This window comes from Sphingomonas sp. TX0543 (assembly GCF_048565505.1).
Lineage (GTDB): Bacteria > Pseudomonadota > Alphaproteobacteria > Sphingomonadales > Sphingomonadaceae > Sphingomonas.
This window is the reverse complement of record NZ_JBLZUS010000002.1, coordinates 2,532,250-2,557,131: the sequence shown is the minus strand read 5'-3', so window position 1 is coordinate 2,557,131 and position 24,882 is coordinate 2,532,250. Positions and strand designations below refer to the sequence as shown.

General features: G+C 66.9%; 30 protein-coding genes. 15 read left to right on the top strand and 15 right to left on the bottom strand.

Going from position 1 to position 24,882, the window contains the following annotated elements:
* Positions 1-19: 19 nt before the first annotated feature.
* A complete protein-coding gene (locus ACM61V_RS12855; RefSeq protein ID WP_419714049.1) occupies positions 20-421 on the top strand; it encodes a DoxX family protein in 402 nt (133 codons plus the stop codon).
* Here the strand turns inward: ACM61V_RS12855 and ACM61V_RS12850 are convergent.
* The gene (locus ACM61V_RS12850) at positions 418-1,920 is read right to left on the bottom strand and encodes a DUF4403 family protein (RefSeq protein ID WP_137788121.1); all 1,503 of its coding nucleotides are present in this window, start codon (positions 1,918-1,920) and stop codon (positions 418-420) included. The genes ACM61V_RS12855 and ACM61V_RS12850 overlap by 4 nt on opposite strands.
* Before the next feature lie 182 nt (positions 1,921-2,102).
* On the opposite strand from ACM61V_RS12850, the gene katG reads away from it, so the two are divergent.
* The 3 genes from katG to xth all read left to right on the top strand — a co-directional run bounded on the left by katG (position 2,103) and on the right by xth (position 5,493).
* Positions 2,103-4,304, top strand: a complete 2,202-nt coding sequence (gene katG, locus ACM61V_RS12845; RefSeq protein ID WP_137788120.1) for a catalase/peroxidase HPI — start codon at positions 2,103-2,105, stop codon at positions 4,302-4,304.
* A gap of 73 nt (positions 4,305-4,377) precedes the next feature.
* Positions 4,378-4,716 carry an iron-sulfur cluster insertion protein ErpA gene (erpA, locus tag ACM61V_RS12840; protein WP_137788119.1) on the top strand — a complete coding sequence of 113 codons (339 nt, stop codon included), beginning with the start codon at positions 4,378-4,380 and terminating at the stop codon, positions 4,714-4,716.
* Between the two features lie 6 nt (positions 4,717-4,722).
* Positions 4,723-5,493: an exodeoxyribonuclease III gene (gene xth, locus ACM61V_RS12835; RefSeq protein ID WP_137788118.1), complete on the top strand. Its 771-nt coding sequence runs from the start codon at positions 4,723-4,725 to the stop codon at positions 5,491-5,493.
* A gap of 6 nt (positions 5,494-5,499) precedes the next feature.
* Here xth and ACM61V_RS12830 read toward each other — a convergent pair whose 3' ends face one another.
* Entirely contained in the window at positions 5,500-6,795 is a 1,296-nt protein-coding gene (locus ACM61V_RS12830; RefSeq protein ID WP_137788117.1) for an MFS transporter, read from the bottom strand.
* Between the two features lie 159 nt (positions 6,796-6,954).
* Here ACM61V_RS12830 and pgsA point away from each other — a divergent pair, with 159 nt between their 5' ends.
* Genes pgsA through ACM61V_RS12815 form a run of 3 tightly spaced genes read left to right on the top strand, consistent with a single transcriptional unit; the run spans position 6,955 to position 8,191 of the window.
* Positions 6,955-7,506 (top strand): CDP-diacylglycerol--glycerol-3-phosphate 3-phosphatidyltransferase, encoded by a 552-nt coding sequence (gene pgsA, locus ACM61V_RS12825; protein WP_137788116.1) that lies wholly within the window; start codon positions 6,955-6,957, stop codon positions 7,504-7,506.
* Positions 7,506-7,757 carry a molybdopterin converting factor subunit 1 gene (gene moaD / locus ACM61V_RS12820; protein WP_137788115.1) on the top strand — a complete coding sequence of 84 codons (252 nt, stop codon included), beginning with the start codon at positions 7,506-7,508 and terminating at the stop codon, positions 7,755-7,757. Before pgsA ends, moaD begins: the two co-directional genes overlap by 1 nt.
* Positions 7,754-8,191 (top strand): molybdenum cofactor biosynthesis protein MoaE, encoded by a 438-nt coding sequence (locus ACM61V_RS12815; RefSeq protein ID WP_137788114.1) that lies wholly within the window; start codon positions 7,754-7,756, stop codon positions 8,189-8,191. Before moaD ends, ACM61V_RS12815 begins: the two co-directional genes overlap by 4 nt.
* 17 nt (positions 8,192-8,208) lie before the next feature.
* Here ACM61V_RS12815 and ACM61V_RS12810 read toward each other — a convergent pair whose 3' ends face one another.
* Positions 8,209-9,111 carry a hydrogen peroxide-inducible genes activator gene (locus ACM61V_RS12810; RefSeq protein ID WP_137788113.1) on the bottom strand — a complete coding sequence of 301 codons (903 nt, stop codon included), beginning with the start codon at positions 9,109-9,111 and terminating at the stop codon, positions 8,209-8,211.
* A 160-nt stretch (positions 9,112-9,271) separates the two neighbouring features.
* On the opposite strand from ACM61V_RS12810, the gene ACM61V_RS12805 reads away from it, so the two are divergent.
* Both ACM61V_RS12805 and ACM61V_RS12800 read left to right on the top strand, forming a co-directional pair.
* Complete coding sequence (locus tag ACM61V_RS12805) at positions 9,272-9,817, top strand: peroxiredoxin (protein ID WP_137788112.1); 546 nt, start codon at positions 9,272-9,274, stop codon at positions 9,815-9,817.
* Positions 9,818-9,890: 73 nt separating this feature from the next.
* Positions 9,891-10,412: a carboxymuconolactone decarboxylase family protein gene (locus tag ACM61V_RS12800; protein ID WP_419714048.1), complete on the top strand. Its 522-nt coding sequence runs from the start codon at positions 9,891-9,893 to the stop codon at positions 10,410-10,412.
* Positions 10,413-10,446: 34 nt separating this feature from the next.
* Here ACM61V_RS12800 and ACM61V_RS12795 read toward each other — a convergent pair whose 3' ends face one another.
* Positions 10,447-11,220, bottom strand: a complete 774-nt coding sequence (locus ACM61V_RS12795; RefSeq protein WP_137788110.1) for a sulfite exporter TauE/SafE family protein — start codon at positions 11,218-11,220, stop codon at positions 10,447-10,449.
* A 135-nt stretch (positions 11,221-11,355) separates the two neighbouring features.
* Between ACM61V_RS12795 and epsC the strand changes: the two genes are divergently transcribed.
* Complete coding sequence (gene epsC / locus ACM61V_RS12790; protein ID WP_137788109.1) at positions 11,356-12,045, top strand: serine O-acetyltransferase EpsC; 690 nt, start codon at positions 11,356-11,358, stop codon at positions 12,043-12,045.
* The gene (locus tag ACM61V_RS12785; protein ID WP_137788108.1) at positions 12,045-12,395 is read left to right on the top strand and encodes a DUF2794 domain-containing protein; all 351 of its coding nucleotides are present in this window, start codon (positions 12,045-12,047) and stop codon (positions 12,393-12,395) included. The genes epsC and ACM61V_RS12785 overlap by 1 nt, the downstream gene beginning before the upstream one ends.
* Before the next feature lie 52 nt (positions 12,396-12,447).
* Here ACM61V_RS12785 and ACM61V_RS12780 read toward each other — a convergent pair whose 3' ends face one another.
* The 9 genes from ACM61V_RS12780 to ACM61V_RS12740 form a co-directional block, all read right to left on the bottom strand.
* Entirely contained in the window at positions 12,448-13,347 is a 900-nt protein-coding gene (locus ACM61V_RS12780; protein ID WP_137788107.1) for an SDR family NAD(P)-dependent oxidoreductase, read from the bottom strand.
* A gap of 85 nt (positions 13,348-13,432) precedes the next feature.
* A complete protein-coding gene (locus tag ACM61V_RS12775) occupies positions 13,433-13,885 on the bottom strand; it encodes a hypothetical protein (protein WP_212742229.1) in 453 nt (150 codons plus the stop codon).
* 114 nt (positions 13,886-13,999) lie between these two features.
* Positions 14,000-14,692: a phosphate regulon transcriptional regulator PhoB gene (gene phoB / locus ACM61V_RS12770; protein WP_137788106.1), complete on the bottom strand. Its 693-nt coding sequence runs from the start codon at positions 14,690-14,692 to the stop codon at positions 14,000-14,002.
* Positions 14,692-15,378, bottom strand: a complete 687-nt coding sequence (phoU, locus tag ACM61V_RS12765; RefSeq protein ID WP_137788105.1) for a phosphate signaling complex protein PhoU — start codon at positions 15,376-15,378, stop codon at positions 14,692-14,694. The genes phoB and phoU overlap by 1 nt, the downstream gene beginning before the upstream one ends.
* Positions 15,379-15,389: 11 nt before the next feature.
* Entirely contained in the window at positions 15,390-16,160 is a 771-nt protein-coding gene (gene pstB / locus ACM61V_RS12760) for a phosphate ABC transporter ATP-binding protein PstB (protein WP_419714267.1), read from the bottom strand.
* The gene (pstA, locus tag ACM61V_RS12755; RefSeq protein WP_249341713.1) at positions 16,160-17,419 is read right to left on the bottom strand and encodes a phosphate ABC transporter permease PstA; all 1,260 of its coding nucleotides are present in this window, start codon (positions 17,417-17,419) and stop codon (positions 16,160-16,162) included. The genes pstB and pstA overlap by 1 nt, the downstream gene beginning before the upstream one ends.
* Positions 17,412-18,788: a phosphate ABC transporter permease subunit PstC gene (pstC, locus tag ACM61V_RS12750; protein ID WP_137788104.1), complete on the bottom strand. Its 1,377-nt coding sequence runs from the start codon at positions 18,786-18,788 to the stop codon at positions 17,412-17,414. The genes pstA and pstC overlap by 8 nt, the downstream gene beginning before the upstream one ends.
* A gap of 16 nt (positions 18,789-18,804) precedes the next feature.
* Positions 18,805-19,854, bottom strand: a complete 1,050-nt coding sequence (locus ACM61V_RS12745) for a substrate-binding domain-containing protein (protein WP_419714047.1) — start codon at positions 19,852-19,854, stop codon at positions 18,805-18,807.
* 61 nt (positions 19,855-19,915) lie between these two features.
* Positions 19,916-21,142 (bottom strand): ATP-binding protein, encoded by a 1,227-nt coding sequence (locus ACM61V_RS12740; RefSeq protein WP_249341712.1) that lies wholly within the window; start codon positions 21,140-21,142, stop codon positions 19,916-19,918.
* Positions 21,143-21,293: 151 nt separating this feature from the next.
* Between ACM61V_RS12740 and ACM61V_RS12735 the strand changes: the two genes are divergently transcribed.
* The 4 genes from ACM61V_RS12735 to ACM61V_RS12720 are packed head-to-tail and all read left to right on the top strand — an operon-like array spanning position 21,294 to position 23,851.
* Positions 21,294-21,704 (top strand): hypothetical protein, encoded by a 411-nt coding sequence (locus ACM61V_RS12735; protein WP_419714046.1) that lies wholly within the window; start codon positions 21,294-21,296, stop codon positions 21,702-21,704.
* 7 nt (positions 21,705-21,711) lie between these two features.
* Positions 21,712-21,975, top strand: coding sequence for an HPr-rel-A system PqqD family peptide chaperone (locus ACM61V_RS12730; RefSeq protein WP_137788100.1), 264 nt, complete (start codon positions 21,712-21,714; stop codon positions 21,973-21,975).
* Positions 21,972-22,823, top strand: a complete 852-nt coding sequence (locus ACM61V_RS12725) for an HprK-related kinase A (RefSeq protein WP_137788099.1) — start codon at positions 21,972-21,974, stop codon at positions 22,821-22,823. Before ACM61V_RS12730 ends, ACM61V_RS12725 begins: the two co-directional genes overlap by 4 nt.
* The gene (locus tag ACM61V_RS12720; RefSeq protein ID WP_419714266.1) at positions 22,814-23,851 is read left to right on the top strand and encodes a nucleotidyltransferase family protein; all 1,038 of its coding nucleotides are present in this window, start codon (positions 22,814-22,816) and stop codon (positions 23,849-23,851) included. Before ACM61V_RS12725 ends, ACM61V_RS12720 begins: the two co-directional genes overlap by 10 nt.
* Here ACM61V_RS12720 and ACM61V_RS12715 read toward each other — a convergent pair.
* Together ACM61V_RS12715 and ACM61V_RS12710 are read right to left on the bottom strand one after the other, a co-directional pair.
* Complete coding sequence (locus tag ACM61V_RS12715; protein WP_137788098.1) at positions 23,814-24,182, bottom strand: hypothetical protein; 369 nt, start codon at positions 24,180-24,182, stop codon at positions 23,814-23,816. The two genes, ACM61V_RS12720 and ACM61V_RS12715, sit on opposite strands and share 38 nt — an antisense overlap.
* Entirely contained in the window at positions 24,179-24,868 is a 690-nt protein-coding gene (locus ACM61V_RS12710) for an HAD family hydrolase (RefSeq protein WP_419714045.1), read from the bottom strand. Before ACM61V_RS12710 ends, ACM61V_RS12715 begins: the two co-directional genes overlap by 4 nt.
* Positions 24,869-24,882 lie beyond the last annotated feature (14 nt).

The following is a 24,882-nucleotide window of genomic DNA, read 5'->3' as shown; positions in this document are numbered from 1 at the left end:
GACGATACAGGAGGGGGCGATGGAACAGACGCTCGCCGCATGGCGACCATATATGTTGAGCATCCTGAGGATCATGGCGGCGCTGCTGTTCATGGAACACGGGTTGATGAAGCTTTTTGCCTTCCCGCTGGCACAGCCCGGTGCGCCGAGCCCGCTGCCCACGATCCTGATCGTCGCCGCCGTCATCGAGATCATCGGCGGCGTGCTTATCGCTGTGGGGTTCTTCACCCGGCTCGCCGCCTTTATCTGCGCCGGTCAGATGGCGTTCGCCTATTTCGGTGCGCATGCGCCGAAGGGGTTCTGGCCCGGCGGCAATGGCGGAGATGCGGCGATCCTGTTCTGCTTCGTTTTCCTCTATCTGGTCTTTGCAGGTCCGGGTAGCTGGAGCCTGGACGCGATGTCTCGCGCGCGCGGCCGCTAGGGTATGGCGCTGACGCGCGGGCGATAGGTGATCGTCGCCTTGCCAAAGGCCTGCACCGGCATGAACAGCCCCGGGCCGGTGGGCAAGACCCGCCCATGCGTCACGTCGCCGATGTCGGCCCGCAGGATGAAATCGCCCTGCCGGCGCTCGGCGATCGCAGTGCGGGCGGAGCGCAGCACCTTGGCGTAATCCTTCGCGAAATTCTGTGTCAGCGACTGTCGGATCACCTCCGTCACAGCCGGCGTCTCGAAAAGCTGTATGAGCAGGTTGACGGTATCGCGGTCGGTATTTGCGGCAAAGCGCAGGTCACGGATTTCGACTTCTTCGGAGTTGGCGGCGTTATAGGGCATCCCGGTCAGCCACACGCGGCCGTGCGTCGCGTCGATGAAGCCGCTTTTCAGCTTCGCCTTCACCGTTATCCCCACCGCGAGCCGGTTTCCCTCGGTCGCGTAGATCGTGATATCGCTGAATTTGGCGTCGACCGGCCCGGCTTTCGGGATGACGATCCCGCGCGCGGCGAGCTTTGCCAGCGCCCGCGCCAGCACGGGCTCAAGCTGCGCGTAATCCGCAAGCACCGGCACCTGGAACGCCAGGTGAGGCGGATTCGCCTGGCGGACGAGATTGGGGAGCGGCGTGGGCGTCGGATCCTTCGGGCGATTGCCCACGAAGGTCTGCGTCAGCGCCTGCGCGGCGACGGTCAGTTCCAATACCCGCCCGCGTACCTGATAGCCGCTGTAGCCGATCCGCGTCGGCACGATGCGCAGCCATACCGGCGGGTTTTCCCGGTTCAGCTGCAGCGACGTGAAGGAGTTTCGCCACGCCTGCGCCGCGTCGTCGCGCAGGTTCAGCGTGCGGAGCTGCTTTGGCAGATCGCGCTCCAGCTTGGCGACGACCTCGGCGAGTTTGGCGTCGGCCTTGTCGACGAACGTGATGCGTTTGCCGAGCAGGTTCACGCCCGGCGGCGTCGTCCAGTCATAATTGATCGAGACCTTCGCGGTCGGCGTCCAGTCGGGCCGGATGTCGAGGCGGACATTGCCGCGCACGGTGGCGGCGCCGGTCGCGGTTTCGCGGCGGATGATCCCGCCGACATTTTCCGCGCTGATCGTCGCCGATACGGGGAGGGTCAGCCGCAGGTTCTGGCCGCTGCCGCCCAGCGTGATGCGCCCGCGCCGCACCGTGCCGACGATCCGGCAGCCAAGATCGGGCGTGACCTTCACGCGTTTGCCGAGCACCTTCAGCCGCTGCGCCGGCACGCAACGCTCCTCGACGCGGTCGATCGACCACAGGGTTTGCGGCACCTCGCGGTTCAGCGAACGCTCGAGATCGCTCAGCTGCGCGCTGATCGGCACGACGATGCTGGATGGCGCCTCCGGCAACTGCACGGGGGTTTCGAGGCGGGGGGGAGGCGGCACCGGCGCCTTGCGGTGACAGCCGGCAAGCGAGACTGCGGCCAGCAAGGCCGGCAATAGCGGAAGGCGCCGATCGATACGAACATGCATGCGGGGCCGAACCTGCCGCAACTAGCGTCCGCCGTCGATAGCGGGCCGAGAATTTCCCGCGCGTCGCCCGATGAGGCCGTCAGTCGATCACTATGAGGGAATTTAGCGATTGGACAGTCTGTCAGACGCGCGCAATCATCCGCTGCCAGATTGAGAAATCAAAACGCAGGAGCGGAAAAGCCATGAACGCAGAAGCACAATGTCCGATGAACGGCGGAAAGCTTGAGGGCGAAGCCGTCCTGTTCGAGATGACCAACCGGCTGTGGTGGCCGAACATGCTCGATCTTTCCGTTCTCCATCAGAACCCGCCAGCGGGCGATCCGATGGGCGAGGATTTCGACTATGCTGCGGAGTTCAGGTCGCTCGATCTGGCGGCGGTGAAGCGCGATATCTTTGCGCTGATGACCGAATCGCAGGATTGGTGGCCGGCGGATTTCGGTCATTACGGCCCGCTGTTCATTCGCATGGCCTGGCACAGTGCCGGCACTTACCGGATCGGTGACGGGCGTGGCGGCGGCGGGCATGGCACGCAGCGCTTCGCCCCGCTCAACAGCTGGCCGGATAACGCCAATCTGGATAAGGCGCGGCTGCTGCTGTGGCCGGTGAAGCAGAAATACGGTCGCAAGCTGTCGTGGGGCGATCTGCTGATTCTCGCCGGAAATTGCGCGCTCGAATCAATGGGTTTCGAGACTGCCGGCTTCGGCGGTGGCCGGGTCGATATCTGGGAGCCGGAAGCCGATGTACGCTGGGGCCCGGAGCGCGAATGGCTCGCCACCAGCGACAAATCGAACGGCCGCTATTCGGGCGAACGCAACCTCGCCAATCCGCTTGCGGCGGTGCAGATGGGCCTGATCTACGTGAATCCGGAAGGCCCGGACGGCAATCCCGATCCGGTCGCGGCGGCGCACGACATCCGCGAAACCTTCGCCCGGATGGCGATGAACGATGAGGAGACGGTGGCGCTGATCGCGGGCGGCCATACCTTCGGCAAGACGCATGGCGCGGCGGTGCCCGATCAATATGTCGGGCCGGAGCCGGCGGGCGCGGGAATCGAGTTGCAGGGGCTGGGCTGGGCCAACAGCTATGGTTCCGGCAACGCCGGCGATACGATCACCAGCGGGCTCGAGGTCACCTGGACGGACACGCCCACCCAATGGGGCAATGGCTTTTTCAGGAACCTGTTCGAGCACGAATGGGAGCTGACGAAAAGCCCCGCCGGCGCGCACCAATGGGTAGCGAAGGATTCGACCGAAACCGTGCCGGATGCGCACGATCCATCGAAGAAGCATCGCCCGACGATGTTGACGACCGATCTCTCGCTGCGCTTCGATCCCGAATACGGCCGGATTTCTCGCCATTTTCATGAGAATCCCGATGCCTTCGCGAAAGCGTTCGCCGAAGCCTGGTACAAGCTGACCCATCGCGACATGGGGCCGCACAATCTGCTGCTCGGGGCCGAAGTTCCGGCGGAGCCGCGCATCTGGCAGGATCCCGTGCCGGCGGCCGATCATCCGCTGATCGATGCGGCCGACGCGGCGGCGCTCAAGGAGAAAATCCTGGCGTCCGGGCTGTCGATCTCCCGACTGGTCAAGACGGCATGGGCGTCCGCATCCACGTTCCGCGGTTCGGACAAGCGCGGCGGCGCGAATGGCGCGCGTATCCGGCTTGCGCCGCAGAAGGACTGGCCGGTCAACGAGCCGGCCGAACTTGCCGGCGCGCTTACGAAGCTTGAGGCGATCCAGCGCGATTTCAACGCCGGCGGCAAGAAGGTTTCGCTTGCCGATCTGATCGTGCTGGGCGGCAATGCGGCAGTCGAGGCGGCGGCGAAGAAGGCGGGGCATGACGTGACCGTGCCGTTCACCCCGGGCCGCACCGATGCCACCGCCGAGCAGACCGATGCTCATTCCTTCGAGCCACTGGAGCCGACGATCGACGGTTTCCGTAATTATGTGGGCGGGGAAAGCTCCATGTCGGCGGAGGAGTTGCTGGTCGATCGCGCGCATCTGCTCACGCTTTCCGCGCCCGAAATGACGGTGCTTGTCGGCGGCCTGCGCGTGCTGGGCGCGAACCATGGCGATTCCGATCTCGGCGTGTTCACCGATCGCCGTGAAACGCTCACCAACGATTTCTTCGTCAACCTGCTGAAAGGCGCGACTACCTTGAAATGGGAGGCCGCCGGCGATGGCACGTTCGTCGGGCGTGATCGTGTGTCGGGCGAAAAGAAGGCGGCGGGCACGCGGGTCGATCTGATCTTCGGCTCGAACGCGCAGCTTCGCGCGCTCGCGGAGGCCTATGCCACCGACGATGCGGGCAAGAAGTTCGTCGATGCGTTCGTGAAGGCGTGGGCGAAGGTGATGAACCTCGACCGGTTCGATATCGCCTGAGCGGCCGGGCGGCAGGTGCTTCACGCGCCTGCCGCCGGTTGCCGAGCGGGGCGGCACGGCCTATCTCGCTGCTATGGCAAGCATCGCATCCGATATCGCGCTCACTCCGTCTGCGGCCGCGCGCGTCGCGGCTATCGCGGCTAAACAGGGAAAGCCTGCGATCCTGCGGCTTTCGGTGGAGGGGGGCGGGTGTTCCGGTTTCCAGTATCGCTTCGGGTTTGCCGACGCGCCGGAAGATGGTGATGCGATCGCGGAAACCGATGGCGTAAGGCTGGTGGTGGATGACGTCAGCCTCGATCTCGTGCGCGGCGCGTCGGTCGATTATGTCGAGTCGCTGGGCGGCGCGGCGTTCAAGGTCGAGAACCCGAACGCCGCCTCCGGTTGCGGTTGCGGCACCAGCTTCTCGGTCTGATCGCGCGTGAAGATCGTCACCTATAATGTGAACGGCATCAAGGCGCGCCTGCCGCGCCTGATCGAATATCTCAGCGAGCAGAAGCCCGATGTCGTCTGCCTTCAGGAACTGAAATCGAGCGACGAAACCTTTCCCGAGGCCGATATCCGCGCGGCCGGCTATGGCGCGCTTTGGCATGGGCAGAAGGGGTTCAATGGCGTTGCGGTGCTTGCGCGCGGCGCCGATCCGGTCGAGCGCCAGCGCGGGCTGGCGGGTGAGCCGGAGGACGAGCACAGCCGCTATCTGGAATGTGAGGTTGGCGGGCTGGTCGTCGCGTCGATCTATCTCCCCAATGGCAATCCGCGGCCGGGGCCGAAATTCGATTACAAGCTGCGGTGGATGGAGCGGCTGGCGACGCGCGCGCGGGCGCTGCTGGCGGAGGAGATGCCGGCGGTGCTGGCGGGCGATTACAACGTGATCCCCAATGACGACGACGTGTTCTCGGTGCGTGCCATGGCCAGCGATGCGCTGATGCAGCCGGAAAGCCGCTCGGCCTATCGCGCGCTCCTCGCGCAGGGGTGGACGGATGCGGTTCGCACGCGTCATCCGAGGGGCGGCATCTGGACGTTCTGGGATTATCAGGCCGGCGCGTGGCGGCAGGATCATGGCTTCCGCATCGATCACCTGCTGCTCAGCCCTGCAGTCGCCGATCGGCTGGTCGATGCGGGCGTCGACCGCTATTACCGCGGCTACGAAAAAGCCAGCGATCACGCGCCGACCTGGGTGCAGATCAGTTAGCGCCCGTTAGTCACAGGCTAGGTGCAGCTTTTGTGCAAGCCATGCCGATATGAAACACATAACCACGATCGCCAGCAGAAGATCGTTCGCGGTCACGCCCAGCGCAGTCAGCATCGCGACTAATACAGAGCCAATCGTCATCGCTCCTGCGTTGACGACGTTATTTGCAGCCACGGTGCGAGCGGTCTGATCCTTGGGCACTGTGGTGGTAAGGAAAGCGTATAGCGGCACGACGAACATGCCGCCGAAGACGGCTACGCCTACGAGAGATAATAGCACGAACGCCGCGCCCGGATGATGGATGAAATCCGCGACGCCATAGAGCGTGCCCGCGGGCGCCGGCTGCCAGCCGCGCAGCGAGAACCAGAAAGCGAGCACCGCGCCCGCCATCGCGATCACCGAAGCGGGAGAGTATTTCGCGGAGATATGGCCGCGCAGCATCAGATTGATGACGACCGATCCGATCGCGACGCCGATCGAGAAGATCCCCAGCACCAGGCTGGCGACGCTGGCATTCGACGTCAGCAGGTTCTTCACCAGCGGCGGGAAGATCACCACCAGCACCGACCCGATCGTCCAGAAGAAGCTGATCGCGCAGATCGCCAGGAACAGGCGCGGGATATGCATTGTCCCGCCGATCAGCCGCCACGAGGCGCGGAACGGATTGTAATCGATCGTCAGCGGCGGCCCGAGCCGGGGCGCGGGCGGCACCTGCCGCGCGGTGAGATACCCAGCCAGCGCGACCGCGAAGGTCAACACTGCCACCAGCACCACCGAATGATAGATGAACCCGGCGAGCACGGTGCCCATCAGGATCGAGAGATAGGTGCCCGCCTCGACAAGGCCGGTGCCGCCGAGCACGTCATCCTCCGAAAGATGCTGCGGCAGGATCGCGTATTTGATCGGGCCGAAGAAGGTGGAATGGACGCCAAGCCCCGTCACCGCCGTGAGCATCAATATCACCGGCAGCGTGGGGATGCCCGCACGCGCGAGCAGCAGCCCCGCGCTGCCCACCGCCATGATGCCGAATTCCGCGACCTTCACATAACGGATGATCCGCGCCTTGTCCGTCGTGTCGGCGATCTGCCCCGCGAGCGCGGACAGCAGGAAGAACGGGATGATGAACAGCGCGGCGGCGAGCGCATTGAAGAAGCTTTCCTGGCGCGGATCGGCGAAAATCTCATAGGTGGCGAACAACACCATCGCCGTTTTGAACAGGTTGTCGTTGAACGCCCCCAGGAACTGCGTGGAGAAAAGCGGCAGGAAACGTCGACGCTTCAGAAGCCCGAGGGCATTGATCATAACGCTTGATAAGCCCCGCTGTGGCTGGATTACGAGCGGGGCATAGCCCAGCGTGGGGACCGACGCCAACCGCTAAACATGCCTGTGGGATTGATATGACGCGCGCGTGACGCCGCTGGCCGTTGCGATGCCGCGCCGCCGGGCCTAAATCCCGTCGCGATGCTGACCGTGCCGAATCTGCTCACCCTTTCGCGGATCGTCGCGGTGCCATTGCTCGTCGCGTGCCTGTGGTGGCCGGCGTGGACGGCGGGCTACTGGCTGGCCTTCGGGCTTTATTGCCTGATGGGCATCACCGATTATTTCGACGGCTATCTCGCGCGCGCGCAGGGCGCGGTTTCGCGGCTGGGCATCTTCCTCGATCCGATCGCGGACAAGATCATGGTGGCCGCGGTGATCGTGATGCTGGTCGCGACGCGCGATATCTTCGGCATTCACGTGATCGCCGCCAGCATCATCCTGCTGCGCGAGATCGCCGTATCGGGCCTGCGCGAATTTCTGGCGCAGCTTCAGGTTTCCGTGCCCGTCTCGCGGCTGGCGAAATGGAAGACGGCGCTGCAACTGGTGGCGCTGGGCGCGCTGATCCTTGCCGGGGCGCTTCCCGGCGAAGCATGGGTGAAACTGGTCGGCCTCATCGCATTGTGGGGCGCGGCGGCGCTGACGATCGTGACGGGCTGGGATTACCTGCGCGTCGGCCTGAAGCACATGGATTGATGCGCGTCCTGTATTTCGCCTGGATCCGCGAGCAGATCGGCGTGGGCGAAGAGCTGATCGATCCGCCCGCCGGCGTGGAGACGGTTGCCGCGCTGGTCGAGTGGCTGGCGCATCGCAGCCCCGGGCATGCCGCCGCCTTTTCCGATCGCGGCAAGCTGCGGGCGGCGGTCGATCAGGCATTCGTGCCGTTCGAGGCGGGCATCGCGGGCGCGCGCGAGATCGCGCTGTTTCCCCCGGTGACGGGCGGATGATCCACGTCCGCGTTTCGCCCGTGCCGATCGATCTTGCCGCCGAGCACGAGCGCGTCGAGCAGGGCGGGGCGGTCGCGACCTTCACCGGGGTGGTCCGCGCGGATGATGGCGTCGAGGAACTGATGCTCGAACATTATCCCGGCGCCACCGAGGCGGCGCTGACGCGGCTCGCGGAGGAAGCGGTCGCGCGCTGGAGCCTCGCCGCGGCGTCGATCGTCCACCGCGTCGGCCCGATGCGGCCCGGGGAGCGGATCGTGTTCGTCGGCACCTGCGCGCCGCATCGCGGCGCCGCGCTGGAGGCATGCGCCTTCCTGATCGATCGGCTGAAAACCGATGCGCCGTTCTGGAAGCGCGAGCGGCGCGGGGAAAGCGCCCGCTGGGTGGAGCAGCGCGAGGGCGACACGAACGCGGCGGACAGATGGCGCCGCCCCTGATCGGCTGACAGCGCCGGTCAGCGATGCTCCGCCAGCACCTCGGCCAGCAGCAGGAAATCGCGTTCGCGCGGCGAGGCGCGGCGCCAGGCGAGCGCAATCGTCCGCACCGGATGATCGCCGGCCAGCGGCCGGGCGCGAATGCTGGTATGATCGAGGATACCGGCTTTCAGCGCCATCTCCGGCAGCATCGTCACGCCGAGATTATTGTCCACCATCTGCACGATCGTGTGCAGCGAGGTGCCCAGCATCTGCGCCTCCGCGCGCAATTCCGGGCGATTGCATGCGGCAAGGGCGTGTTCCTTCAGGCAGTGGCCGTCTTCGAGCAGCAGCAGCCGCGTCTCGTCGATATCGCGGGCGGCGATCGGCGTGGCGAGGCCGGGCAACTCGCCATCGGGGAAGGCGAGGAACAGCCGATCGTCGAACAGCGCCTGCGTCGCCACGTCGCCGCAGGCATAGGGCAGCGCGAGCAGCACGCAATCCGCCCGCCCGTTGTGCAGCGATTCGCACGCGGCGGCGCTCGGCTCCTCCCGCAGGAACAGCTTGAGATCGGGATAGTCCGCGCGCAGCCGGGGCAGGATATGGGGCAAAAGGAACGGGGCGATCGTGGGGATCACGCTCATCCGCATCTCGCCCGATAGCGGCCGTCCAGCAGCGCGCGCCATGTCGCCCAGTTCCTCCGCCTCGCGCAGCACCGTGCGCGCCTTGGTGGCGATCCGCTCGCCAAGCGGCGTGAAGCGCACCACGCGGCGCGTACGCTCCACCAGCGTCACCCCGATCAGCGCCTCAAGCTCGCGAAGGCCCGCCGAGAGCGTCGATTGCGTGACGAAGCAACTCTCCGCCGCCCGGCCGAAATGGCCATGATCCTTGAGCGCGATCAGATACTGAAGCTGCTTCAGCGTGGGAAGGTAGGTCTGGGCCACTGATCGCCTCTATCGATTGAGGCGTGCGGAATAGCCTATTGGATCGATCAGGCGAAGGCCTATATCGGTGTCTGCGAGAGAGGCGATCGGATCGCCCGCGTAACAATCAGGATGAGGATGTGCGGAAGGCCCGGATTCCAACCAGAGAGGCCAACACCACATGCTGACCATCGGCGACAAGTTCCCCGCCCTTACCGTTCCCGTCCAGCAGGGCACCGACGCGCTCCCCGCCGGCGAGACGCTGGATCTCACCACCGCCTATCCGGGCAAGTGGAAGGTGCTGTTCTACTGGCCGAAGGATTTCACCTTCGTCTGCCCGACGGAGATCGTCGGCTACGCCCAGCTCAAGGAAGATTTCGCGGATCGTGACGCGGTGCTGATCGGCGCCTCCACCGATACCGCGCACGTGCACCTGGCATGGCGCAAGTCCGACGCCGATCTCGCCGCGGCCGACTTTCCGTGGCTGGCGGATAACGGCGCGAAGCTGGCCGAGGCGCTGGGCATCCTCGACAGGAACGAGCATGTTGCGTTCCGCGCCACCTTCATCGTCGATCCGGACAATGTGATCCAGGCGGTGCAGGTCAACGGGCTGAACGTCGGCCGCAACCCGGCGGAAACGCTGCGCGTCCTCGATGCGCTGCAGACCGACGAGCTGTGCCCGTGCAACTGGAACAAGGGCGACGACGTCCTCAAGATCGCGGCGTAACCGCCGGACTGTCGAAGGGGCGCGGGACCAGTCGCGGTTTCGCGCCCTTTCTCATGCCTTCAGGAGACAGAGCATGGCGCTCAAGGAATTCGCGGGCAGCTTGCCCGATTTCGCCAAGGACATCCGGCTGAACGTCGGCTCGCTGCTCAATGAGACGGTGCTGAACGATCAGCGCAAATACGGCACGCTGCTCGCCTGCGCGCACGGCTCGGGCCACAAGCCGCTGGTCGAGGCGACCGAGGCGGAAGTCGCCGACAAGCTCTCGCCCGAAGCGGCGAACGCGGCGCGCGCGGCGGCGGCGGTGATGGCGATGAACAACGTCTATTATCGCTTCACCCACCTTGCCGGTAACGACGAATATGCGCGGATGCCCGCCAAGCTCCGCATGAACGTGATCGGTGCGAAGGGGATCGACAAGGTCGATTTCGAGCTGTTCAGCCTGGCGGTCAGCGCGATGAACGGCTGCGGGATGTGCATCGACGCGCACGAGCAGGTGTTGAAGAAGGCGGGCGTCACCGCCGAGGCGATCCAGACCGCCGCGCGGATCGCGAGCGTGATGAAGGCCGTGGCGACCGTCCACGCGGTCACCGCCTGATCGGCGCGGGCCGGGCGAGGCGGTTCTCGCCCGGTCAGCCGCGCAGCGCGTGCCACACGCCGTAGCTGCTCGTCAGGGTCAGCACGACGCCGACCAGCACCAGCATCACCCGCGTGGGGATGCGCTTTGCCATCACCGCGCCAAGCGGCGCGGCGGCGATCCCGCCAATCAGCAAACCGAGCGTGGCGGCAGCGAAATCGCGCAGGCCGAGGTGATAGATGAACGTCGCCGACACGGCCGCCGTGAGGAAGAACTCGACCGCGTTCACCGTGCCGACCACGCGGCGCGGCTGCATCCCCTGGACCAGCAGGTTCGACGTGACCACCGGCCCCCATCCACCGCCGCCGGCCGCATCCAGAAAGCCGCCGACCAGCCCGAGCGGCTCCACCAGCTTCGGCCGGGCCGAGATTTCGCGCAGTTTCGCCGCGCGAAACAGCAGATACAGCCCGACAAGCACGAGATAGCCCAGCACGAAAGGCTTCACCACGCCGGCATCGATATTGCTGAGCAGATAGGCGCCGCTCACCCCGCCGATCAGCCCGGGGATGAGCAGGCGCAGGAAAAGCCGCCGATCGATATTGCCGTGCAGGAAATGGCTGATTCCGGAAACAGCGGTGGTGAACACCTCGACGATGTGGATATTGGCCGATGCCCGCGCCGGCGGCATGCCGATCACGGCCACGAGCAGGGTGTTGCAGATAATGCCAAACGCCATGCCGAGCGCGCCATCGACGAGTTGCGCCGCAAAGCCGACGAGAATGAACGGCAGCAGCATATCGGCGCCGGCAAGTGTCAGATCCAAAACCATTTCTCCCGCGAGACGGCGACCCTGAACGCCTGGCCCGTAAAAGGCAAACCCGGCGGATTACGCCTGGTTGCGGCGCAGCGCTGGAAATCATGCGCACAAGCGCCTAAATTCCCGCCATCTAGGGGAAGACACGGCATGGCCCGACTGGCGGCATATCTCGATTCGATCCGGGCGCGCGATCCGGCGCCACATTCGCGGTTCGAGATATTGCTCTATCCCGGCGTCTGGGCGCTGGCATGGCATCGCATCGCGCACCGGCTCTACAAGGCGCGGTTTTTCTTCCTCGCGCGCGTGGTCAATCACCTGTCACGCTTCATGACCGCGATCGACATTCATCCCGGCGCGAAGATCGGGCGCAATTTCTTCATCGATCACGGCTTCGTCGTGATCGGCGAAACGGCGGAGATCGGCGACGATGTGACGATCTACCAATGCGTCACGCTGGGCGGCACCAGCCCGGACAACGGCATCGCCGGCAAGCGCCATCCCACGATCCTCGACGGGGCGATCATCGGATCGGGTGCGCAGGTGCTCGGCCCGATCACCGTCGGCCGACGGGCGCGCGTCGGCGCGAACGCCGTGGTGACCAAGGATGTGTCGGAAGGCGCGGTGATGGTCGGCATCCCCGCCCGCCCCACGATGGTGGAAGGCGGCCAGGCGGAAGCGCCCAAGTTCGTGCCCTATGGCACGCCGTGCAGCGAATTGTTCGATCCGGCGACCCAGAAGGTCGAATCGCTGCGCTGTGAGCTGGAGGCGATGCGTCGCCGCCTCGATGCGCTGATGGACGAGCAGGCCGGCACCGATCGCGCGGCGACCCGCGCCTGATGGGGATCGTCACCCCGTTTCCGATCGCGCCGGGGCAGGGGCGCCCAAGCCAGGTGGGCTTCGAGCGGCAGGAATTGACCCGCATCCTCGATCTTTACGGGCGGATGGTCGCGGCCGGGCACTGGCGCGATTATGCCATCGATCTGGGGCGCGATGCGGCGGTGTTCGCGGCGTTCCGTCGCGCGGCGGAGCGGCCGGAATATCGCATCGAGAAGCGCCCCGCGCTCCGCAACCGGCAAGGAATGTGGGCATTGGTGAACGAAGCCGGCGCCGTGCTGAAGCGCGGGCATGAGCTTGGCCCCGTGCTCGCGCCGATCGAGCGGCGCCTGCTGAAACTGGTCGAGGGATGAGAACGCACCCGCCGCGCCGGCACACAGCCGACGCGGCGGGTGGCGTCAGATGTCAGCCGCCGGCAAGTTTCTTGCCGATCAGCATCGATTGCGCCGCGCCGGAATCCGGCACGATTTCGTCGGTGCGGTCGGTGATCTCGGACCAGTATTTCTGCACGCCTTCGACGGACAGGTCGTCGCCCGTCAGCAACTTGCCCTGCGTCAGCGTGACGTAGCTCGCCTGGAACACGCCCGCGCCCGCGCCGACGATCTGGTTGGTCGGCGCATCCTCGCTGACGAGGAACAGCGCCGCCGGCACCACCTTGTCGGGGGAGAAAGCCTTGAACGCCTCCTCCGGGAACAGATCCTCGGTCATCCGCGTGCCGGCCACCGGCGCGATCGTGTTGACCTTGATGTTGTTCTTCGCGCCTTCGAGATAGAGCGTCTTGGTCAGCCCGGCGAGGCCCAGCTTGGCCGCGCCGTAATTCGCCTGGCCGAAATTGCCGAACAGGCCCGTCGAGGAGGCGGTCATCAGCACACGGCCGTAATTCTGCTCGCGAAACGTTTCCCAGCACGCCTTCGTGGCCATCGCCGATCCGATCAGGTGGACCTTGACGACGAATTCGAAATCCGCCGGCTCCATCTTGGTGAAGGTCTTGTCGCGCAGCACGCCGGCATTGTTGATGAGGATATGGACGCCGCCCCACTTTTCCTTCGCGCGGGCCACCATCTCGGTCATCTGTTCATATTCGGTGACGCTGGCGCCGTTGGCGATCGCGGCGCCGCCGGCCGCCTCGATCTCCTCCACCACCTTCTGCGCCGCGTCGGAAGCGCCCGTTCCGGTGCGATCGCCGCCGAGATCGTTCACGACGACCTTCGCGCCGCGACGCGCAAGCTCCAGCGCGTATTCGCGGCCGAGGCCGCCGCCGGCGCCGGTGACGATCGCTACCTTGTCTTCGAAACGGATGGTCATGGAAAAGGCGCTCCTTCGAAACGAATGAAGCGCCTTCCCATACTCATCATTCAAACGGGCGCAACCGCCCGCGCGCGACGACCGCTTACTTTGTGGTCGTGGTCGTGGTCGTGGTGGTCGTCTTCTTCACCGCGGCCGCCTTGCGCGCATGCTTCTTCTTCGCATGGTGCGCCGCGCCGCCCTTGTTCACGTGGCCGTCACCCGAGCCGGCCTGCTGGCACTTGTCGAACTGGCCCTTCTTGCAGATCGGGTAGCTCTCCTGCGGGGCGGGCGGGGGGAATGCCGTCGCGGGATCGGGCGCGGGCTTGAACACGACGTTAGAGCCGGGTGCGGGCGTGCCCTGCATCGCCGGCGTGGCGGGCTGCATGCCGCCCATCGGGGCCGGCGCGGTCGTGCCGGTCTGGGCCGGGGCGTTGGCGTCGGTCTGAGCCGGTGCGGTGGCGGTGGAATCGGCGGGGGCCGGCGCCATCGTGGACTGATCCTGCGCGATGGCGGGGGTGGCGAGCAGCGCTGCGGCTGCCAGAAGGATTGATTTCATGCGGGATTCTCCTGTCAGGAAACGCACTTCGCGTCTTAGATACGCACCCGCCCAACGCGCGAGTGCGAACTTGGCTCCGTCGTTTCGCTAGCGGTTCGACAGCGGATGGAAAATTTATCCGCCGGAGTCCAGCGCATAGCCCGCCGACCGCACCGTGCGGATGATATCCTGCCGCCCGCCTTCGTTGATCGCCTTGCGCAGCCGGCGGATGTGCACGTCGACCGTGCGGCTCTCGATATCGCTGTCATGCCCCCACACGCTGTCGAGCAGCCGTTCGCGCGAGAAGACATGGCCGGGATGCTCGAGGAAATGCTTGAGCAGGCGGAATTCCGTCGGCCCGAGCGGGATCACCTCGCCGCCGCGCCGCACCTTGTGGCCGACCGTATCCATTTCGAGATCGGCATAGCTCAACGCCTCCCCCGCCAGGCCCGGCCGCACGCGCCGCAGCACCGCACCGACGCGCGCCACCAGCTCGCGCGGCGAGAAGGGCTTGGTGACATAATCGTCCGCGCCCGTTTCCAGCCCGCGGACGCGATCCTCCTCCTCGCCGCGCGCGGTGAGCATGATGATCGGCACGTTCTGGGTTTCGGCGGCGCGGCGCAGACGACGGCAAACCTCGATCCCGGAAATGCCCTCGACCATCCAGTCGAGCAGCACGATATCCGGGACCTGCTCCTTCGCCATCAACAGCGCTTCTTCGCCGTCGATCGTATGCGCGACGTCGAAATCCTCGCGCTTGAAATGCCAGATCAACAATTCCGCGAGGCTGGCATCATCCTCGACCAGGAGCATACGGGCGCGGGCCATCAGTTGTTCACCTTCTCTCGATCGGCAAGCCGGGTGCCGGTGGCGGCAAAATAAACCATCTCGGCGACGTTGGTCGCGTGATCGCCGATCCGTTCCAGGTTCTTGGCGACGAACAGCAGATGCGCGACCTGGCTGATCGTCTTGGGATTTTCGACCATGTAGGTGACGAGCGTGCGGAAGATGCTGTCGTAGAAATCGTCGAGCGCATCGTCGCGCGCGCAGATCTCCAGCGCCGCCTCCGCATCGCGCGCGGCGAAGGCGTCGAGCACGTCGTGCACCATGCCGGAGGCCATCTTCGCCATCGCGGGCAGGGTGGAGATCGGCTCGATCCGGCTCCCGCTTTCGATCATCGGGATGCGCTTGGCGATGTTCTTGGCATAATCGCCGATCCGCTCGACCACACCGGCGATCTTGAGCGCGGCGACCACCTCGCGCAGATCGTTCGCCATCGGGGCGCGCAGCGCGATGATCCGCACCGCGGTGCGCTCCACCTCGACCTCCAGCGCATCCAGCGCCTTGTCGCGCTCACGCACCTGACCCGCCAGTGCAAGATCGCCGCGTTGCAGCGCCGCGATCGCATCCGCGATGGCATGTTCCGCCAGGCCGCCCATCTCCCCGATCAGCCCGCGAAGCTGGCCGATATCCTGATCGAAGGCCTTGACGGTATGTTCTTGTCCGGTTGCCATCGCGGTTTCCCTCAGCCGTACCGGCCGGTGATATAGTCTTTGGTGCGCTCTTCACGCGGATTGGTGAAGATGTCCGACGTGTCGCCATATTCGACAAGCTGGCCGAGGTGGAAGAACGCGGTCTTCTGACTGACGCGCGCGGCCTGCTGCATGTTGTGCGTGACGATCACGATCGCGTAGCGCCCGCGCAGCTCGTGGATCAGTTCCTCGATACGCGCGGTGGCGATCGGATCGAGCGCGCTGCACGGCTCGTCCATCAGGATCACCTCCGGCTCGACGGCGATCGCGCGCGCGATGCACAGGCGCTGCTGCTGGCCGCCGGAGAGCACCGTGCCCGAATCGCCCAGCCGGTCCTTGACCTCATGCCACAGGCCGGCGCGGACGAGCGACTCCTCCACGATCCGGTCCAGATCGGATCGGCCCTTGCTCAATCCGTGAATGCGCGGGCCGTAAGCGACGTTCTCGTAGATCGATCTCGGAAACGGGTTCGGCTTCTGGAACACCATGCCGACGCGCGCACGAAGCTGCACCACGTCCATCTCGCGGGCGTAGATATCCTCGCCGTCCAGCCGGATCTCGCCAGTGATGCGCGCGGACGCGACCGTGTCGTTCATCCGGTTCAGCGTGCGCAGAAAGGTCGATTTGCCGCAGCCGGACGGGCCGATGAACGCTGTCACGTCATCCTGCGGCACGTCGATCGAAACATCGTCGATCGCGTTATTGTCGCCATAGGACACGTTGACGTGACGGGCGGTCATCTTCGGCGGCTTATCGTCGCGCATCACCAGCGGGTCTCGAATCTGTTGCGGAGGTAGATGGCGAGGCTGTTCATGGCGAGCAGCAGCACGAGCAGGACGACGATCGCGGCGGAGGTTTTCTCCACGAAGCCGCGGTTCACCTCGTCAGACCACAGGAACACCTGGACGGGCAGCACTGTGGCCGGATCGGTGAGCTTGTCCGGCGGTGCGGCGATGAAGGCGCGCATCCCGATCATCAGCAGCGGCGCCGTTTCCCCCAAGGCACGCGCGGTGCCGATGATCGTGCCGGTCAGGATGCCGGGCAGCGCGAGCGGGAGCACATGGTGGAACACCACCTGCACCGGCGACGCCCCCACGCCGAGCGCCGCATCGCGGATCGACGGCGGCACCGCCTTGATCGCGTTGCGCCCGGCGATGACGATCACCGGCATGGTCATCAGCGCGAGCGTCAGGCCGCCGACGATCGCGGCGGAACGGGGCAGCCCGAACGTGCCGAGGAACACCGCGAGCCCGAGCAGACCGAAGATGATCGAGGGAACCGCCGCGAGATTGTTGATCGAAACCTCGATCAGGTCGGTCCAGCGGTTACGCGGCGCATATTCCTCCAGATAGAGCGCCGCCAGCACGCCGACCGGGAAGGAGAGGACGATGGTGACGAACATCGTCATCAGCGATCCCTTGAGCGCCCCCCAGATGCCGACGCGGGTGGGATCGGTGGAATCGGATGCGGTGAGGAAATCGCGGTTGAATCCGCGCGACAGCTGATCGCCCAGCGCGGCGACGGTCGCTTCCGCGGCGGCGGTGCCGCTGCCCTTGGAGGCGATGTCGATCGCGCTGGCGACCGGCACCTCCAGCGTCGCCCGGCGCGAGAGCAGCGACGGATCGGCCTTCACCGCATCGCGCACGCGAAGCCACGCGCCGTCCGAGAGCAATTCGGCACCGCCAAGCTTCGGCCAGGCGGCATTGGCGGCGGCATCCACCGCGCTTTCGAGGCCCGCGCCGGTGAGCGCGAGATCCGCGCCGCGCCCGCGCAGGCGCGCGGGATCGATCGCCAGGTTGGCGGAGCGCAGATCGAGCGGCAGGGCGATCCGCGTTTCGGTGAACCCGCCGATGCCACGCGTCAGCATCGATCCGAGCAGAAAGACCAGGAACGCCGCCGACACCCCGATCGCCGCAAGCCCCAGCAGCCGGAAACGGCGCTCCGCGCGATAGCGGCGGGCGATGCGGCGCTGCATCGGGGCGCCCGACCAGTCGGTCGGCGCGGCGGGCGGCGCCTTACTCATACGCCTCCCGATAGCGCTTCACGATCACCAGCGCGACGATGTTGAACAGCAGTGTGACGATGAACAACGTCAGCCCGAGCGCGAAGGCGGCCAGCGTCTTGGCGCTGTCGAATTCGGCCTCCCCGGTCAGCAGGTCGACGATCTGCTTGGTCACGGTGGTGGTGCTGGCGAACGGATCGAGCGTGAGGCTGGCGACGCCGGACGCGGCCATCACCACGATCATCGTCTCCCCGATCGCGCGGCTGATCGCGAGCAGCACGCCGCCGACGACACCCGGAAGCGCGGCAGGCAGCAGCACCTGGCGGATCGTTTCGGATGGCGTGGCGCCGAGCGCCAGGCTCGCGTCGCGCATCGACGAGGGGACGGCGGCCAGCGAATCATCGGCGAGCGAGGATACGAACGGGATGATCATCACGCCCATCACCAGCCCCGCGGCGAGCGCGCTTTCGGATGAGGCCGAGGCGATCCCCAGCGATACGCCAAGGTTGCGCACGGCCGGCGCGACGGTGAGCGCGGCGAAATAACCGTAGACGATCGTGGGAACGCCGGCGAGAATCTCCAGCATCGGCTTCACCCAGCGCCGCGTGCCGGGGCGCGCATATTGCGTGAGATAGATCGCGCTCATCAGCCCGAACGGGATCGCGACGATCATCGCGATCACCGCGCCGATGAAGAACGTGCCCCAGAACAGCGGCACCGCGCCCAGCGACGCGCCCGGATCGCGCGGATCGATCACCTGCGGCGACCAGTGCGTGCCGAACAGGAAATCGGTGAGGGGCACGATCGAGAAGAAGCGCGCGCTCTCGATCAGGAGGCTCGCCACGATCCCCGTCGTCGTCAGGATCGCGATCAGCGAGGCGGCGAGCAGCAACCCCATCACCAGCCGCTCCAGCTGCGTCCGCGCCGAAAAGCGCGGCGCGACGCGCAGGAAGGCGACAACGCCGGTGCCGATGGCCAGCAGCAGCGCGACCGCCGCCGCGATCAGATCATAGCGTTTCTGGGCGGCGGCATAGGCGGGAGCGAGCGTCGTGGAGAGGGTGTGAAACGCGCCATATGCCTGGCCGCGGGCCAGATCGCGTGCTTCGGACAGGATCGACGCGCGCTCGAAGCCGTGCGGCGGTAGCGCGCCTGCCGCCGGGGTCGCGAGCACCGCATCCGTCACCAGGGCGGGCGACACGAAGCGCCAGACGAGCAGGAACAGCAGCGGCGGCCCGATCGTCCACAGCGCGACATATGCCGCATGATGGCCCGGCAGCGAACTGAACCGCCCGGGCGTAGCCAGCCGGAACCGCACGGCGCGGGCGCGCGACGTGAACCAGCCGACCGCGCCGAGCGCGGCGATCAGGAACAGCAGCGCTAGCGGCGACACAAGGCAGCGCCCCGCATCATTTCAGCTCTCGCGGATCAAGCGGTGTCAACGTGCGAATGATCGCGGCCGATCGCGCCTGCACCGCTGCCGGCGATGCGATAAGCCCGCGCCGGACGAGCGGGCCACCGGCGCCCCACAGCCTGGCATATTGCGCCAGAAACGACCGGAGCCCCGGCACCGCGGAGAGATGCGCCTTCTTCACATAGATGTAGAGCGGTCGCGCACCGGGATAACTGCCGTCGGCGATCGTGGCGTAGCTTGGCGCGACCCCCGCGATCGGCACGCCGACCACCGTGCCGGCGTTTTCCTCCAGATAGCTGTAGCCGAAAACGCCGATCGCATCGGGGTTTGCGGACAGCTTCTGGACGATGAGATTGTCGTTCTCGCCCGCGTCGATATAGGCGCCGTCCTCGCGGATTCGCTGGCACAGGACGGCGAACGCGGCGGGGTCGTTCTCCCGCAGCGACGCAGCGCGCGGATCGACCGCCTCGCAGCCGCGCGCCAGGATAAGCTCCGCCAGCGCGTCGCGGGTGCCGCTGGTCGATGGCGGCCCGTAAACCCGTATCGGCGTGTCGGGCAGCGCCGGGTTCACATCGCGCCAGGTGCGCGCGCTGTTGGGCCGCCCGCCCGGTGTCGCGGCGATCGCGCGATACAGATCGGCGGGCGTGAGCGCCATTTTCGCGCCGCGCCGCGATTCGGCGAAGGCGATGCCGTCGATGCCGATCTGTATCTCGATCAGTTCGCCGGCGCCGTTGCGGGCGCAGCCCTGATATTCCGCGCGCTTCATCCGGCGCGAGGCATCCTCGATATCGGGATGGGCCGCGCCGATCCCGGCGCAGAACAGCTTCATCCCCGCGCCGGTGCCGGTGGATTCGATCACCGGCGGCTTGGCGTCAGGCGTATTCGCGAGGAACTGTTCCGCGACGATCGTGGTGAAGGGATAGACGGTCGATGATCCCACCGCCTTGATCTGCGCGCGCGCGCCGGCCCCGCCGCCCGCCGCCTGATCGTGACAGGCGACAAGCGACAGCGACAGTGCGGCAAGCAGTGCGACGCGCCGAATCATCAAAACCCCAACCGCCCCGGACGGCGGCGTTCTTTCCCGTCGCCGCCGTGTGACATTAAGTTTACGCCAATATGACAGCGGCGTCGGCGGCGCGCAGCATCACCGTGACGCGCGTACCTTCGCCGACGGTGCTGGCGATGTCGAAGCGGCCGCGATGCCGCTCCACGATATGCTTGACGATGGCGAGCCCCAGCCCGGTGCCGCCGAGCGAGCGGCTGCGCCCCGCATCGACCCGATAGAAGCGTTCGGTGAGGCGCGGCAGATGCTCCGGCGGGATGCCCTCGCCGCGGTCCGCCACCACCAGGCGGATCATTCCGCGCCCGGCCGGCGCCGCTTCCACGCGGATCGGCGTTCCGGCCCGGCCGTATTTCATCGCGTTGCCGATCAGATTGTGGAGAAGCTGCGAAAGCTGGACCGCATCCCCCGTCACCATCGGCAACCCTGGCGTTACGTGAAGCGAGATATCGCGCCCGCGCCCGTCGTGCGCCGCCGCCAGCGTATCGGCGACATCGCGGATCAGCTGGCCGAACTCGATCGAATCCGAAGGCTGGCGGAATTTGTCCGCCTCGATCCGCGACAGGCTCATCAGATCGCCGACCAGCCGGTCCATCCGCCGCGCCTCATCCAGCACGATGCGCAGGAATCGCGCGCGGATCTCGGGATCCTCGCCCGCCTCGTCCGCCAGCGTTTCGACATAGCCGAGGATCGAGGCGAGCGGCGTGCGCAGCTCGTGGCTGGCATTGGCGACGAAATCGACGCGCATCTTCTCGGCGGCATGGGCATCGGTGCGATCGAGCAGATGGACGAGGCGGCGGTTGCCCCCGATCGCATTGGCGCGCAATTCCCAGCGCTGGTTGAGCGCGCCAAGCCCGACAAGATCGATCGGCGGGAGCGCCTCGTCATCGCGCGACTGGGCCAGATGCGCGGCGGCGGCGGGATGCCGGATCGCGGTGCGCACGTCCTCCCCCGCGACATGCTCGCCCAGCAGCGTGCGCGCGGCGCGATTGGCGAGCATCACCCGCGTGCCTTCCACCAGCAGTACCGGCTCGAGGATCGCATCGATCGCCACCTCGATCGCGGGGCCGGGGACGGCGGTGTCGCGCGCCAGCGCGGCAGCCTCGGCCTGCCGCTCCTCCCGCATCTGCGACGAGGCGAGCAACGCCACCAGCCCCCCGGCGAGCGTGACCATGCCGACCTGCCAGTCTCCCGACAGCGACCAGGTGACGACCGCCGTCACCGCGACGATGACGGCCGCCAGCCAGCCGCGAGGCGTGATTCCTTCCAGCACGGGCGCGGCTTTAGCCGATCGCCGGGATGCACGCACCCACCCAAAACGGCGCGGCATAAAGGGGATCGAAACGTCCCGGTGCGATACGCTTCGTCGCGCCGGCTTGTCTCGACGGCCCGATTGTGGAAGTGCGAAGAGCGACAGGAGCGCAATGAGCGACGAAAACGAGATCGGCGGGGAAAAGCGCAACGAGGGCGCCACGCGCCGCCGCGCGCTGATGCTCGGTGCGGCCGGCGCGGCGGCGGTGGTGTCGATCCGCCCCGCACTGGCGCAGACGGCGGGATCGGTGCTCAACTGCGAGATACCCGTGCCGGATCCGTCGCGCGCGGGCGGCTTCATCGATGCGAACGGCAATGTCGTCGCGGCCGGCACGAAGAACGCCTTCGCCCCGCCGGTGCGCCCGCTGAATGGCGAGGATGTGCGCCGGGCGATGGCGACGGGCGGTAACCTGCCCGGCGTCGATTACGAGCGCAGCCGCGCCTATCTGAAATATGTCGGCCGGTTGCAGCGCGGGACGGCCGGGTTCACCTGCTTCGCCTCGCTTCAGATGCTGCGGAAATAGCAACAGGATGGCCGCGACGCGCTATCGCGCGCCGGCTGCGGATGGCCTGCGCATCGCGCCGCTGGACGATCTGAACGCGATCTATCACCGCGCTTCCGGCATCACGCACATCGTCGTCGCGCCCGTACCCGAGCTGCTGGACGCGATGGCGGGCGAGTGGCGGACGCTCGACGCATTGGCCGACGCGTTCGGTCTCGCCGCCGACGAGCGCGGCGCGCTGATCGAGCGGCTCGACGAGCTGGTCGGCATCGGGCTGGTCGAGGCGGCATGAGGCACGTCTTTCCGGTCAGGATCGGCCCGGCCTCGTTCCGGGTCGGCGCGGACTGGCGCGCGCCGATCGCTCAGTTACGCGCGCTCTATGCCGATTATCCCCAGCCTGAGGACGGCATTGCCGATTACACCGTGCGGCTTTCCGCGGCGCGGCCGTGGCGGCGCTTCGTGCGGCCGTCAGTCACGATCGCGGGGGATTACATGCTGCCGGACGCCGCGCCTCTGCCGCTGGCGCACGGGCTGCTCGCCGCCGAAATGGCGATGAACCTGCAACTCGCGCTGGGCGAGCGGCGCTTCCTGCTGCTCCATGCCGCGACGGTGGAGCGCGACGGGCGCGCCATCGTGCTGACGGGCGAATCGGGCGCGGGGAAATCGACGCTGGCGGCGCTGCTTTCGGGGCGCGGCTGGCGGCTGATGGGCGATGAATTCGCGCTGGTGAACCCGGATAGCGGGCTGATCCACGCCTTTCCCCGCCTCGTCAGCCTGAAGAATGAGGCTATCGCGGTGGTGCGGGCGGCGATCCCGGCCGCGCGGTTCGGGCCATTGCTCGCGGGTACGCCGAAGGGCGATATCCGGCATCTGGTGCCCGATCCGGCGGCGCTCGCGGCGATGGACCGGCCGGCACGGCCGGCGCGGCTGGTGTTTCCCCGCTTCGGCTTCGCGGCGGACACGCGGCCGGTGGGCGCGGGCGAGGCGTTCGTGCGGCTTACGCAGGCTTCGACCAATTACGTGGCGCTTGGCGAATCCGGTTTCGACGCGCTGACACGCTTCGTGCGCAGCGTGCCGGCGGTCGCGCTCGATTATCCCGATGCGGACAGTGCGATCGCCGCGATCGAGGCCTGGGCGTGAGCGCGGCGGCACGGCTGCTCTGCCGTTTGCTGGCGGCGCCGGACACCGCGCTGGCGCTCGACCCGCCGCAATGGATCGCGGTGATCGCGGTCGCGCGTGCGGAATTGCTGATCGGCTCGCTCGCCTGTCGCCTGCGCGGGCTGCCCGTGCCGGAGCAGGTGGGCGCGATCCTGGCGGCAGCGATTCAGTCCGCCGAGGAGGGGCGGCGGCAGGCCTTGTGGGAAGCGGAGATGGCGCGGCGCGCGCTCGCCCCGGCCGGCTTCCCGATCATCTTGCTGAAGGGCACCGCCTTCGTCGCGGCGGGGCTGGATGCGGGGCAAGGCCGGCATATCGGCGACCTCGATATCCTCGTGCCGCGTGCAAGGCTGGATGATGCGGAGGCGGCGCTGCTCGACGCCGGCTGGGAATGGGTGAAGCCCGATCCCTATGACGATAATTACTATCGCCGCTGGATGCACGAACTGCCGCCGCTGATCCACCGCGAGCGCGATCGGATGATCGACGTGCATCACACGATTCTGCCGCCGACTGCGCGCATCACCCCGGATGCGGGCGCGCTCGTCGCGGCGGCGGAGCCGCTCGGCAACGGCCTGTCGATCCCGTCGCCGGAGGATCTCGTCGTCCACGCCGCGCTCCATCTGTTTGCGGATGGCGACCTTTCCGGCGGGCTGCGCAATCTGTGGGATATCGATCGGCTGGTGCGTGAATTCTGCGCGCGCGATGCCGGGTACGAGGCCAGGCTCGCCGACCGCGCGGCGCTGCATCAGGCGGGGCGCGCCGTGGCGCGATCGTTGCGGCTCGCGCGGCGATTGTTCGACACGCCGGTTTCCGACCGGCGCGCCGAGGGCATCTTCGACGCCGCCGCCCGCCGCCGCCTGCTCGCGCGTGACGGGTGGGGCAGGGGCACGCGGCCCGCGACGCGCGCCGCCTTCTACGTCCGTTCGCACTGGCTGCGGATGCCGCCCGCGCTGCTGGCGCGGCATTTGTGGGTCAAGGCCAGGAGGAATAATCGCCGCGCAGGTGCCTGAACAGATAGACCACGAGGATCACGCCGACGATGATCGTGGTATCCGCCAGCCAATCCATGATGTCGCAATCGCGGTGCAACACCGGCAGCGACTGCGCCACCTCGATCAGCGCGCCGAGGAAGGACAGCCGCTCGCCGACCCGCCACAACGGCGCCTTCGGATAAGCGAGGATCGCCAGCACCGTCAGCGTGCCGAACGCCGCCATATGCTGCCATTTGTCGTTGACATTGACGAGTTGCGGCGGGTGCGGCAGCAGCGCCATCGTGATCGCGAAAGCTGTTGCGGATGCGAGCAGCAGCCGCCAGAAAGTCAGCCGTTCCTGATGGGTCATAACGTCTCGAGTGCCGGGATCAGTTGGTCGAAATGCCCGATCACCGCGTTTGCGCCGAGCGTTTCGACCTGGTCGAGAAAGCCGAACGCACAGGCCACGGCGGGTATCCCCGCCGCCTTCGCCGCGCCGACATCATAGATCGAATCGCCGACGAACGCCGCGCGACCGCCGCCGCAGCGCGCGATCATCGCCTCGATCCCATCGGGCGAAGGCTTCCCCGCGTCGCCGACGATCGCCGCGAAGCGCCATGTGAGGCCGAGCGCATCCAGAAGCGCGCGCGCCAGCGGCTCCGCCTTGTTCGTGGCCAGCCCGATCGCCACCCCGCGCGCGGCCAGCCCGTCCAGCATCGTCAGCGCGCCGGGGAAGGGCGTGGTATGCACCGCGATATGCGCGGCATAGAATTCGATCATCGCGGGATAGAGCCGGTCGAGCAGCGCCGCGTCCCCGCCGCCGCTAGCGTCAAGCGCCAGCGACAGCATATGCCGACCGCCGCCGCCGATCATCGCGCGCACCTGCTCCACCGTGAGCGGCGCGCGCCCGACCGAGCCAAGCGCGTGATTGACCCCGGCGGCAAGATCGGCGCTCGTATCAAGCAACGTGCCGTCGAGATCGAAACCGACAATCGTGAACGGAAAAACATCCATCAGCCACGCGCCAGACAGCACTACTCTGGAAATGGCAAGCATCCAATGCGAAAGCG

Coding starts and splice junctions, on each gene's coding strand:
- katG (WP_137788120.1), top strand. CDS start 2,103: ATGAACGCAGAAGCACAATGTCCGATGAACGGCGGAAAGCTTGAGGGC.
- ACM61V_RS12855 (WP_419714049.1), top strand. CDS start 20: ATGGAACAGACGCTCGCCGCATGGCGACCATATATGTTGAGCATCCTG.
- ACM61V_RS12710 (WP_419714045.1), bottom strand. CDS start 24,868: ATGCTTGCCATTTCCAGAGTAGTGCTGTCTGGCGCGTGGCTGATGGAT.
- erpA (WP_137788119.1), top strand. CDS start 4,378: ATGGCAAGCATCGCATCCGATATCGCGCTCACTCCGTCTGCGGCCGCG.
- ACM61V_RS12735 (WP_419714046.1), top strand. CDS start 21,294: ATGAGCGACGAAAACGAGATCGGCGGGGAAAAGCGCAACGAGGGCGCC.
- ACM61V_RS12715 (WP_137788098.1), bottom strand. CDS start 24,182: ATGACCCATCAGGAACGGCTGACTTTCTGGCGGCTGCTGCTCGCATCC.
- ACM61V_RS12725 (WP_137788099.1), top strand. CDS start 21,972: ATGAGGCACGTCTTTCCGGTCAGGATCGGCCCGGCCTCGTTCCGGGTC.
- phoB (WP_137788106.1), bottom strand. CDS start 14,692: ATGGCCCGCGCCCGTATGCTCCTGGTCGAGGATGATGCCAGCCTCGCG.
- ACM61V_RS12800 (WP_419714048.1), top strand. CDS start 9,891: ATGGCGCTCAAGGAATTCGCGGGCAGCTTGCCCGATTTCGCCAAGGAC.
- ACM61V_RS12795 (WP_137788110.1), bottom strand. CDS start 11,220: ATGGTTTTGGATCTGACACTTGCCGGCGCCGATATGCTGCTGCCGTTC.
- ACM61V_RS12775 (WP_212742229.1), bottom strand. CDS start 13,885: ATGAAATCAATCCTTCTGGCAGCCGCAGCGCTGCTCGCCACCCCCGCC.
- ACM61V_RS12815 (WP_137788114.1), top strand. CDS start 7,754: ATGATCCACGTCCGCGTTTCGCCCGTGCCGATCGATCTTGCCGCCGAG.
- pstB (WP_419714267.1), bottom strand. CDS start 16,160: ATGCGCGACGATAAGCCGCCGAAGATGACCGCCCGTCACGTCAACGTG.
- ACM61V_RS12850 (WP_137788121.1), bottom strand. CDS start 1,920: ATGCATGTTCGTATCGATCGGCGCCTTCCGCTATTGCCGGCCTTGCTG.
- moaD (WP_137788115.1), top strand. CDS start 7,506: ATGCGCGTCCTGTATTTCGCCTGGATCCGCGAGCAGATCGGCGTGGGC.
- ACM61V_RS12805 (WP_137788112.1), top strand. CDS start 9,272: ATGCTGACCATCGGCGACAAGTTCCCCGCCCTTACCGTTCCCGTCCAG.
- ACM61V_RS12730 (WP_137788100.1), top strand. CDS start 21,712: ATGGCCGCGACGCGCTATCGCGCGCCGGCTGCGGATGGCCTGCGCATC.
- epsC (WP_137788109.1), top strand. CDS start 11,356: ATGGCCCGACTGGCGGCATATCTCGATTCGATCCGGGCGCGCGATCCG.
- ACM61V_RS12785 (WP_137788108.1), top strand. CDS start 12,045: ATGGGGATCGTCACCCCGTTTCCGATCGCGCCGGGGCAGGGGCGCCCA.
- ACM61V_RS12780 (WP_137788107.1), bottom strand. CDS start 13,347: ATGACCATCCGTTTCGAAGACAAGGTAGCGATCGTCACCGGCGCCGGC.
- phoU (WP_137788105.1), bottom strand. CDS start 15,378: ATGGCAACCGGACAAGAACATACCGTCAAGGCCTTCGATCAGGATATC.
- pstA (WP_249341713.1), bottom strand. CDS start 17,419: ATGAGTAAGGCGCCGCCCGCCGCGCCGACCGACTGGTCGGGCGCCCCG.
- ACM61V_RS12745 (WP_419714047.1), bottom strand. CDS start 19,854: ATGATTCGGCGCGTCGCACTGCTTGCCGCACTGTCGCTGTCGCTTGTC.
- ACM61V_RS12830 (WP_137788117.1), bottom strand. CDS start 6,795: ATGATCAATGCCCTCGGGCTTCTGAAGCGTCGACGTTTCCTGCCGCTT.
- pgsA (WP_137788116.1), top strand. CDS start 6,955: ATGCTGACCGTGCCGAATCTGCTCACCCTTTCGCGGATCGTCGCGGTG.